Origin of the sequence: Mesorhizobium sp. M7A.F.Ca.CA.001.08.2.1 (assembly GCF_003998455.1) — a bacterium.
Lineage (GTDB): Bacteria > Pseudomonadota > Alphaproteobacteria > Rhizobiales > Rhizobiaceae > Mesorhizobium > Mesorhizobium ciceri.
In genome coordinates, this window is the sequence record NZ_RZPW01000131.1 from 1 (window position 1) to 10,461 (window position 10,461).

General features: G+C 59.4%; 10 protein-coding genes and 1 pseudogene. 3 read left to right on the plus strand and 8 right to left on the minus strand.

Annotated features, from left to right (window positions below; genetic code table 11):
* From EN914_RS10665 to EN914_RS10695, 7 genes are all read right to left on the minus strand, one after another.
* Positions 1-863: glucosyltransferase domain-containing protein (locus EN914_RS10665; RefSeq protein WP_164778708.1), on the minus strand; the 863-nt coding region annotated here is incomplete at its 3' end.
* A gap of 69 nt (positions 864-932) precedes the next feature.
* Positions 933-1,310, minus strand: a complete 378-nt coding sequence (locus tag EN914_RS10670; RefSeq protein ID WP_024503676.1) for a GtrA family protein — start codon at positions 1,308-1,310, stop codon at positions 933-935.
* A complete protein-coding gene (locus tag EN914_RS10675) occupies positions 1,300-2,250 on the minus strand; it encodes a WxcM-like domain-containing protein (protein ID WP_024503677.1) in 951 nt (316 codons plus the stop codon). Before EN914_RS10675 ends, EN914_RS10670 begins: the two co-directional genes overlap by 11 nt.
* Positions 2,247-3,185, minus strand: coding sequence for a glycosyltransferase family 2 protein (locus EN914_RS10680; protein WP_024503678.1), 939 nt, complete (start codon positions 3,183-3,185; stop codon positions 2,247-2,249). Before EN914_RS10680 ends, EN914_RS10675 begins: the two co-directional genes overlap by 4 nt.
* Positions 3,182-4,300 carry a DegT/DnrJ/EryC1/StrS aminotransferase family protein gene (locus tag EN914_RS10685; RefSeq protein ID WP_024503679.1) on the minus strand — a complete coding sequence of 373 codons (1,119 nt, stop codon included), beginning with the start codon at positions 4,298-4,300 and terminating at the stop codon, positions 3,182-3,184. Before EN914_RS10685 ends, EN914_RS10680 begins: the two co-directional genes overlap by 4 nt.
* A 33-nt stretch (positions 4,301-4,333) precedes the next feature.
* Positions 4,334-5,074 carry an ABC transporter ATP-binding protein gene (locus tag EN914_RS10690; RefSeq protein WP_024503680.1) on the minus strand — a complete coding sequence of 247 codons (741 nt, stop codon included), beginning with the start codon at positions 5,072-5,074 and terminating at the stop codon, positions 4,334-4,336.
* A gap of 7 nt (positions 5,075-5,081) precedes the next feature.
* Complete coding sequence (locus EN914_RS10695) at positions 5,082-5,873, minus strand: ABC transporter permease (RefSeq protein WP_024503681.1); 792 nt, start codon at positions 5,871-5,873, stop codon at positions 5,082-5,084.
* Positions 5,874-6,284: 411 nt separating this feature from the next.
* On the opposite strand from EN914_RS10695, the gene EN914_RS10700 reads away from it, so the two are divergent.
* From EN914_RS10700 to EN914_RS10710, 3 genes are all read left to right on the plus strand, one after another.
* Complete coding sequence (locus EN914_RS10700) at positions 6,285-8,273, plus strand: nucleoside-diphosphate sugar epimerase/dehydratase (protein ID WP_024503682.1); 1,989 nt, start codon at positions 6,285-6,287, stop codon at positions 8,271-8,273.
* Positions 8,274-8,366: 93 nt separating this feature from the next.
* Complete coding sequence (locus EN914_RS10705; RefSeq protein WP_024503683.1) at positions 8,367-9,302, plus strand: glycosyltransferase family 2 protein; 936 nt, start codon at positions 8,367-8,369, stop codon at positions 9,300-9,302.
* Between the two features lie 122 nt (positions 9,303-9,424).
* Positions 9,425-9,964: a sugar transferase gene (locus EN914_RS10710; protein WP_024503684.1), complete on the plus strand. Its 540-nt coding sequence runs from the start codon at positions 9,425-9,427 to the stop codon at positions 9,962-9,964.
* Positions 9,965-10,026: 62 nt separating this feature from the next.
* Here EN914_RS10710 and EN914_RS10715 read toward each other — a convergent pair.
* Positions 10,027-10,461: pseudogene (locus EN914_RS10715) on the minus strand (epimerase); the annotation flags it as partial.

Genomic DNA, 10,461 nt, shown 5'->3' on the forward strand with positions numbered 1-10,461 from the left:
GCCCAGAGCATCCCTTGGTAGGTGCGTTGATTGAACCCATAGACTCCCCCCACTGTATCGAGGGTGCGGCCAATGATCACGACCGGATTGGCAAAGAATTCGCCAATTTGGAGAATGCCGTCGAAATATGCGTTTTGAGCGGGGATGAAGAATTTGAAGACGAAGTTTCCGGCAGCATAGGCTATGGACGCGCCGATGATGAGGGTGACCAGCAGCACGAGGTCCTGTCTGTTTATGGGCTCATTATTGCGCCATGTACGAGCCAGGATAATGCCGGCCCCCATCACTGGAATGCCGAGTATGAAACTCTGGTAAATTGAGATGGCGAAGGCGCCGCAGACGATGGCGCCGAACACCACCGGAGTGGCCGGTCTCCGGTGCCCGAGAGTTAGCCAAACCGATAGTGTACAAGCCGCCAACGCAACTCCGATGGAGCCTATGTTCGAATAGAACTCCGACAAGAAAAACCATGTTGGGAATGCGCAAAATATTGGAAAGAGGAAATAGTCGTTCGCGGTCAGGAATTCCGCGTCTGGGCGAACGAGCTTGATGACGATCAGATACGAAGCAACACAACCAAGTCCGAAAAGAGCTGGCGCCACAAATGGCATGGTCGGCTGTTGCAGCAGAAACATTTCAAGCAGATATGCCCCCCACCGTCCTTGGGCTACCCATACCGAGGGGTCTGTCCTAAGCGCTGCGAGTTCTTCATCCGTTGATAGTGGAAAAGACGACAACTCAAAAAAATATATCCCGCAGAAAATTAGCAGCAGATAAATCGCGGAAGTCCGGAAGTTAGGCTGCACTGCAAATCCCTCTGGTTCGAGCCGGCGTCTTTCCACCGATGTCGCGGCCTTCGTCAAGCACTATCTTCCTTGATTTGTAACTTCGCGCTCGCGCACCCGTCTGCACCCCTGTCGGAAGGCATTGGTTCATGATCTGCGGAGTATCCATCGAGAAATCACGAAGTTGAGGACGGTCGTGACGGCTAGGGTGACGAAGAATGCCGCCGCGGTGTTTTGCAGCACGCTTTCAAGAGTTTTAAGGGTTGCCAGTCCGAGCACGAACACGACAGCAATCGAGGCGCCGATCGCCAGTCGATCGGCGATGCCCGCGCGACCTCCAGGAAAGACGCGATCGGGATAGAACACCATCACAAACACGAGGCCTGCCAGCCAGGCGAGCGCGTAAGACAAACTCGAAGGGAGCACGGAAAGACCGGCAAAATAGACAAGGCTGGTCAGGGCGGTGTTCAGGCCGCCGGCGACAAGGAACCGGACAGCGTCCCCGCCAATGCGATCAGCGGCCATCCTGCCTGACCGTATCCAGGAAATCCGTGTAGCCCCTGATGTAGTCGCCGGCATCGTAGGGATGTGAAGCCATGACCAGAAGCACTGTGTCCGGCTGGAACTTGTACTGGATCCCCCAGATTCCGGGTGGAAGGTAGAGGCCGATCGACGGTTCGGTCAACGAAACCTCCTTTCTGTCATGGCCGTCATCGACGACAACCGAAAGGCGGCCATGAGCCGCGATGAGGAATTGATGGCACTCGCGATGCGCATGCTCACCTCTGACCTTGTCGGACGGCACGCCATAGACCAGGAAGGACCGGGCCGGCTTGAACGGGAGATTCGAACCGAATTCCAGCGGCGCGAGTTCGCCCCGCAGATCGCCAAAATGCGGCAGCCGCCAAAGTTCGCTGCCGCCGACCCCAAGCGACATTTTCTCGCCAACAGTGCCTGGGAAGGTTTGCGTCACCGCCGGCACGATCTGCGGGCCGGTCTGGTAGCCGATGATGACGGCAGGATTTCCGACCACAACGGCATTGGCGGGAACGTTCTTGGTCACCACGGCGCCGGCGCCGATCATCGCGTCGCGGCCGATGACAATACCTGGCAGGATTGTCGCGTTGGCGCCGATCGATGCGCCGTCTTCGACCGTCGTTTGCAGAAACGTCTCGGGATATTCCCTGGAGCGCGGGAAGCGATCGTTGGTGAAGGTCGCATTCGGGCCGACAAATACACGATTGCCCAGGCGTACCCCGTCCCACAGCTGGACGCCGCTCTTGATGGTCACGTCATCGCCGACGATCACGTCGTTCTCGATGAAAACGTGATCGCAGATGTTGCAGCTCGAGCCGATCACAGCACCAGGCAGCACGTGGGCGAAGGCCCAGATACGCGTTCCGTCGCCGACATGGGGGCTTTCGCAGATACCACGCTCGTGGACGAAAAAAGGCTTGTCGGTCATTTGGCAGTTCCGTCAATGACGCGGCTGATGATCCTGAGTGGGCGCGACTTGGTGTTTTCAACAGCCCGCCAGAGATAGCAACCAAGAATCCCCTGAACCAGCAGACTGGCCGAACCGAAGCCCGTGATCAGCAGCACCAGTGTCGTATAGCCAGCGGGGTCGATATTGCCAAGCAGCCGCGCAATCACGGTAACGACTGCAAATAGAAGACTTAGCACACAGCCTGCAAAACCCACCCAGAGTGTGAGCATGATCGGGAAATCGGAGAACGAGAAAATGCTGTCCATCATGTACCGGAAACGCCGTGCCATGCCCCAGGCGCTTGTTCCATGCTCTCGTTCGCGCCGCCGATAGGGCACGAATTTCCGCCTGAACCCGACCCAGAACAATTGCACGACAAGCGAGCTGTTCGGCTCCTCGATCGACAGGATCGCTTCCAGAACCTGGCGATTGCAGGCAAAGATATCCACCCCGCCACTCGGCATGCTGGGCAGGACCAGCCTGCGGTAGGCCGTCCAGAAAGCCCTCGACAGAAATTTGGTCAAGGGCGGATCGCTACGCCCGGTTCGCTGCCCAAACACGACGTCAGCCTCATCCTTTTCCAGCTTCGAAAAGAACTCGACGATCAGTTCTGGCGGCTCCTGCAGGTCGGCGGCCATGGCCGCGACCTGATCACCCGACGCGTGTTCGAGCCCGGTTCGAATTGCGGTGAACGAGCCAAAGTTCCGGCTATGGAAAATGATCTTGTAATCGTAGCCCGAGGCTTTCAATTCCTCGACCAGCAGAGGGCCGGATTCATCCGGTGATCCGTCGACAACGAAGACGAACTCGATGTCGCCTTGATATCTGGAATGGAAATCGGCGACCGCCTGCAGAAGGGAAGGGATGTTAGCCTGATTTCGATAGATCGGGAAAACGATCGAGCGTGTCGTCACATTGCCTCCCATTCGCGCAGGGCCAGGCACACTTGCTCTATTTCGTCACTCGTCATGTCCGGATAGCAGGGGACGGAACAAAGACGGCTGACGCTGGCCCTTGAAACGGCGAGATTTTCGCTTCCCTTCATCGGCAGATCCGCCCAGCCGACCTGGTCGCAATCCAGCACAGGATAGTGAATGTCGGTGTCGATGCCGCGCTCTTTCATAAACGCTCTGAATGAATCCCGGTCGTCGCAGAGCGCGACGGCGAGGTGCGCAACAGCGCCGTCGCCGCCTTCCAGGAATTGCAATCGACGTCCGGCAACCGACTTGTACTGGCTCAGGATGCCGCGCCGCTGCCGGTTGCGGCTATCCACATCGCCCAGCAGAACGTCCAGTATCGCAGCTTGAACTTCGTCCATGCGAGAGTTGCGGCCATAGGGCACGCCGACGTGATATTTTGAACTCCAGCCATATTGCTGCAGTTGCCGTACATGCCCGGCGATTACCGTGTCGGAGGTGAGAACGGCGCCGCCGTCACCCATGGCTCCGAGATTTTTCGTCGGGTAAAAGCTGAAAGTGGAGATATCTCCCAGCGAACCCGCAACGTCGCTTCCTATTCTCGCCCCGTGCGCCTGCGCGCAATCCTCCACGATTGGAATGTGCGAGAGGCCAGCCTGGTCAAGTCCGTCCCTGATGGCGCGGACATCGACAACGCCGCCATAAAGGTGGGTGACGACGATCGCAGCGGTATCTACGCTGGCTGCTTTCAGCACCGATTGAATGTCCACGAGCTGGCTGGCCGGTTCGATGTCGACATAGTGCGGAATGAGATCGTTGTGCCAGCAGGCGCAACTGGCATAGCCCCCGGCATTGGCCGCGACGACAACCTCGCGTCCGCGCGTGGTGACCGCGGCCAACGCAAGTTCGAGCGCATCCGTGCCGTTGGCCACGAGGACGCATTCCGAAACACCTATGAACTTGGAAAAATTTGCAGCGAATTTTTTGCCGGCCGCGCCATTGAGCCACCATCCGGAACGCAACGTGCTGGTTACTTCATGCTCGATCTCGACCTGATAGCGCTGATACAGGCGCTTCAAATCGTTCATCGGAACGGCTTCTTGTTTCGTCATATGTCAGTCTCGCTACCCAGTACGCGGAAAGGATTAGGCTTTGGACACCTTCCCTGCACGCTTGATCGGCTCTGCCGTGAACGATTCGATCCGACCCCCTTTGAGTGTCAGTTTTTTCGTGCACACACTTTGGATAAGAGCCTCGCTATGGCTGGCCAGAACGATGATGCCCGCCTTTTCCGCCAGTTCGTCCATGCGCCGTTTGGCCTTGTCCTGGAATGACGCGTCGCCGGCGCCGATCCACTCATCCATCAACAGAATCTCGGGATCGAGCGCGGTCGCCGCCGAAAAGGCCAGTCGCGCGGCCATGCCCTGGCTGTAGGCCTTGAACGGCAGATCAATGAAATCCCCGAGTTCGCTGAAGGCGATGATGTCCTCCATCTTCTCTTCGATCTCGGCTTCCGTCCAACCGCTGATCAACCCACGCAGCATGATGTTCCTGCGCCCTGTGGCCTCACGACGGAAGCCTATGTTGATGTTGAATAGGGCGTCGACTTTGCCTTCGATCGCGACGCTTCCCCCGGATGGCTCGTAGATCCCGTACAGCACCTTGAGAAGGGTAGTCTTGCCGGCCCCGTTTGGGCCGACCAGGCCCAGTCGGTCGCCGGCCTTCAATTCGAAACTGACGCCGTCGAGCGCCTGCACAAACTGCTTTCTGCCCGAGCTTTCGATTCTGCCGCCTGGCCCAGCCACACGACGATCCGGCGCGGAAAGCGTCAGCTTCTCGTGCAGCTTGTAAACAAGGCTAACGTTGTCCAGCTTGATAGAAACCATGGAAAACTCAGATGAGGAAGACGACTTGTTTGCGGTATCGGCCGAGCAGCAGCAATGCAATCGCCCATGTAACCAAAGATGCAATGATAGTTACAGTGAAAGCATGAGCTGGAAATTCTCCATTGATGACCGGCAAACGGACGATCTCCAGAAAATAAGTGAACGGGTTCCACTCATAGGCGTATTTTTGGATGGGGTCGTGACCGTTGTTCATCCAGAAGACGGGCGTGAAGAACATGCCGACCCGCAGCAGGTTGCCAACGATGAACTGGCTGTCGGGAAAGAAAGCTCCGAGAAACGCGAAGACGGTGACAAGAGCGGGTGTGGCGAACAAGATCAGCAACAATCCTACCAGTGACCACAGCCATGGAGTTGCGACCGGGGAGCCGCTCATGACCAGAATGACAACGCAACCTGCGATCGCATAACCCGCCCTGATGGCGGACTGCAATGCCAGTCGCATCACATAAACAAACAAAGGCAGTGTCGTGCCTTCGATGAAGCTCTCTTCGCGCTGAAAGAGCGCCACGCTCATGGACATGACTTCCATCAGGTAGAACCATACCAGAAGGCCGATCGCGACATAGGCGGCATAACCCGCGGCCCCCTTTCCGGCAGGCTGGAACACGAAAACGAATGTGCCCACGAAGGCGACGTAGTTTACCAGCATCCAAAGCGGGCCGAGCGTCGTGCGTCTGTGCTGGTCGCCGATGTCCTCGTGGGCAAGCGCGATCCAGACCCGGTGTAATCTCATGGCCTTTGAGATGTCGTCAAAAGCGCCGTTTAGTGCCGCAATCATAGCTGAGAGTATCGCAATCCGTTATTCTGGCGCATTATTCTTCGCTGGCCATAGCGAACCACCAAGCCCGGCTCTAATAGCCATTTCGATGGGCATATGGCAACGCATTGCGTCGTAACGCGGTGGGGAGCAGAGTCAACTGCGGCAAAACTGAACGCATGCTGATGCTGTGTGACTTATATATTAGCTCTTGATAATGTTTCCTTTGCGGCAATCGCCCCAGCATGATCCATGTTCTCCACTGGACGCCTCTTCCCGAAAAAATCTCTAGCTATGCCCTCCGCCCCGCAGTATGCGATACACCACGGCGGGGGCCGGGGATGGCACTTAAGGTGGATTGGTCGCGAAGTATCTTCGTGTTCGCACTTCGCTGGTGTCGATGCCCTTGAGCCTGGAGTCTAGTGCCGTCCAATGAATTCCCACCTAGAAGCTGTGTTCGGGCTCAGGCCACAGATGCGGCGCGCCTTCATCATGGTCCAGGACGTGGTCATGGTCCTGGTGGCCGTGGCGCTCAGCCTTATCCTTTCGCGGTCGAATCTTTCGTTCGAAGCGCTCTCCAACGAGGGTCTGGCGACATGGGCGGGCATCGTCGTCATCAGCCATTTGCTGTTCCGCTACAGCGGCCTCTACACCACCGTCTGGCGCTTCGCCTCGACGCCGGACTTTTTCAACATCCTGAAGAGCTGCGCGATTTTGACGTTCACTCTTTACATGGCGTCGCTGCTGCTGCGTTTTTACCGGCCGGTGGCGGGGCTCAACGAGCGTCAGTTCATCGTCTTCTTCCTCGTCTCCTTCACCATCATATCGGCACCCCGGCTGTTCTACCGCTTCCTGCGTGACGGCGCGAGCTGGGGGATTCTGAGCCGCAAGACCGACGCCAGGCAGGCCAAGCGCGCTCTGTTTGTCGGCCGGCTCGGTGAGGCCGACCTGATCATTCGCTTCACCCGCACGGCGCAACCGGCGGACTATTCCATCGCAGGCATCATGGCGACCGAGCGCGGCGCACCGTTGGGCACGCGGATTCAAGGTGTTCCCGTGGTGGCGACCATGCCGCGCCTGATCGATGTCCTGGAAGACTATGCGACCGGCACCAAAAGCCTGGACCTGCTGATTTTCGGCAGCGGCGCCGAGCACGAAATCGAAGACTATTCGGAACTCGTGCGCATTGCCCGGCACGGCGATATAAATGTGGTGCAGTTCTCAGGCCTTTCGGAGTTGGAACAGCACGGAAAGCTGGTTCTCGACACCGTCGAGATGGAAACGATCCTGCGCCGTCCGACGGTCGCGGCCGACATCCAGCGCATCGGCGCTTTTGTGGGGGGCAAACGCGTTCTGGTGACCGGCGGTGCCGGTTCGATCGGCCAGACCCTGGTCAGGCGGTCGCTGGAACTGGGAGCCGAGGCGGTGCTGGTGGCCGACAACTCCGAGTTCGGCATTTTCCAGCTGAGCCAGTATGTTGACGAGAAGGACCACGACCGCCTCAAGGTCCGCATCGTCGATGTCGCGGACCGGCGCCAGATAACGCGTGTCGTCACGGAATTCCGGCCGGACATCATCTTTCATGCCGCGGCCCTCAAGCATGTTCCGCTGCTCGAGGAAAACTGGGATTCGGCCATCCAGACCAATATCTTCGGAACGCTCGTCTGTGCCGAGGTCGCCGCCAAGTGCGGGGTTGCGCAATTTGTCCTGATATCGAGCGACAAGGCGGTGGATCCCTCGTCAGTGCTCGGCATGACGAAGCGGGCCGCCGAACAGATCATCAGCGCCTTGCATGGCACGCCGGCAGGCGAGACAAGCGGGCGTCGCCCGGCCACCAAGTTCATTGCAGTGCGGTTCGGCAACGTCTTCGGCAGCAATGGTTCGGTGGCGACCATATTCCAGGCGCAGATCGAGGCCGGAGGGCCCGTCACCATCACCGACCGGCGCATGACGCGCTATTTCATGACCGTGGCCGAAGCCGTCGATCTCGTCATCATGTCGGCGGCCGACGCCGCGTCGCGGCAGAGCGGAGACGATTATGCCGTCTATATGCTCGACATGGGCAAGCCGGTGCCGATCCTTGAAGTGGCCGAAACGATGATCCGCTTGTCCGGAAAGAGCCCATACAAGGACGTCGCGATCCGGTTCACCGGCATAAGGCCGGGTGAAAAACTCCACGAAACGCTGCATGGCGAAGACGAGGAACTCGTCGAACTCGGCATCTCGAAGATTTTCGGCCTCAGCACGGACGTCGTGGAATGGTCGGATGTCCAGGTCGCGCTCACGGCGCTGCAGCAGTCGGCGAAAAACCAGGACAAGGCTGCCGCGCTCGCCGCATTGGCAGGTCTCGACCGCGCCAAGAAGGCCAGGGCAAGTGCACGTCAAGACGCGATTCCGAAGACGGCCGGGCAGGCGACCTAGAACAATTCCGGGAAAAGCGCACGGCGCTTACCTTTGGGAATTGCGCCAAATCAAAGAGGTAGATCCAATCAGAATCAGAAAGCGATCTTGCTCGTGAGCAAAGATGATCTGCGCATCGCGGTCCTGATGGGCACGAAAGACGGCGCCGCCTTCATCGAGGAGCAGCTGCAGTCCCTGCTCGAGCAGTCGCACCCTCTGGTCGACCTGTGGATTTCAGACGATGGCTCCACCGATGGCACGACCGCCATCATCGAGGCATGGAAATCCCGCTGGCGGCCCAAGGGTCGAATGACGCTCGTCGAGGGGCCGCGGCAAGGCTTCGCCGCCAATTTCCGCTCGATGATCGTCGATCGACGCATCGAGGCGGACTGCTATGCCTTCTGCGACCAGGATGATATCTGGGAGCCCGACAGGCTGGAGAGCGCTATCGACTGGATGCGGACCCAGGATGCGAAAATCCCGCTGATGTTTTGTTCGCGAACCGGGACCATGACGGAAACAGGAAGCCTTGTCGGCCATTCGCCTTTGTTTGCCCGGCCGCCAACCTTTCGCAACGCGCTTGTGCAAAGCATCGCCGGCGGCAACACCATCCTGCTCAACGCAGCGGCACGCGACCTGCTGGCCAGGGCCTGCATGCGGACCGGGTTCGTCAGCCACGACTGGTGGGCCTATCTCATCGTGACCGCTGCCGGTGGCATCGTCCGCTACGATCCGCGGCCGCTGGTGCGCTACCGGCAGCATGCGGCAAACCTGGTCGGCGCCAACGTATCCTGGAAAGCAAGGGTGTCCCGGCTTGGCCGCCTGTTCAAGGGGGAATTCGCCGGCTGGACGGACCTCAACCTTGACGGTCTTGCCGTCAATCGCGACCTCCTGACCGAGGAGGCGATGGCGTGCCTCGACCTTTTCACCCGCGGGCGCGACGGCGGCCTTTTCCGCCGCTTGGCAGGCTTGCGCCGAAGCGGCGTCTATCGGCAGACCGTTTCCGGAAACCTGGGGCTCTATCTCGCCTTCATCCTGGGGCGCATCTGAACATTGCGACGGCTGCGTGGCGCGCTTGGTCAAGAGATCGGCTCATGCTACGTCGACCGGATTGACGGCATTGGCCTGCGGCATTGCCTCGGGACTTCGGCAGGGAGCACTATCGGCCGTTCATGAAGGCAGCCAAGCAAATCTTCGATCTTGCCGGTGCGGCTCTGCTGCTGGTGGCGACATCTCCTGTCTTGGCGCTCACCGTCCTTGCCGTTCGGGCATCGTCGCCGGGCCCGGCCATTTTTTCACAGGTGCGGGTCGGCCGTGACGGTCGGCTTTTCCGCTGCCACAAGTTGCGCACGATGTATGTCGGGACGCCGTCGCTACCCTCGCATGAGGCGCCGGCGGATTCCGTGACATCGGTTGGAAAAGTCTTGCGGAAGTTCAAGCTGGATGAGCTGCCGCAATTCTGGAACGTCTTGAAGGGCGAAATGAGCCTGGTCGGGCCGCGGCCCTGCCTGCCGACCCAGACGGAATTGATCGAGTGTCGCAGGCGGCTGGGGGTTTTGGCGGCGCTGCCGGGCATAACAGGCCTGGCCCAGATCAGGGGCATCGACATGTCTAACCCGGAGCTCTTGGCGCAAACGGATGCTGCCTACCTCCGCACCGCGTCGTTCTGGCTCGATCTTCGGATCCTGTTTGGAACGCTCTACCGAAGCTGAGCAGACCATGATCCCAAAAGTGGAAACCGGTTTTTGGAAAAGATCATGGTCAAGCAAGAAAGTCAGGATCTGCTGAGCCGCGCCAGCTCGGCCAGCCGCTCAAGCGTGCCGGCTTCGGGCGTCCACCCCTGCGATACCAGCAGGGCGGGGTCGCATATCTGTGTCGCGGTCAGGCTGTCCCAGAACGCCCGCCTGCCGAGTGCGGCCACCACCGGCCGTATCAGCCCGGCCGGCACCGCCATCAGGCGCACAGGCCGCCCCAAACCTCTGCGAAAGGCGGCGATGACGGCGTCGAGGGCGATCGGCGGCACATCGGCGCCGACATAGATCGGGCGAAGCGGCCCGGAATGGCTGAGCAGGTGCGACACTGCTCGCACCGCGGCCTCGGAAGACATCAGCGAACGGATTCCGGTCAAGGCACCCGTCGGCAGCGGCAGCGGCGTATCGGCAAGGCGCATCAGCGTTGCCAGATTTCCCCTCATGCCGCTTCCATAGAC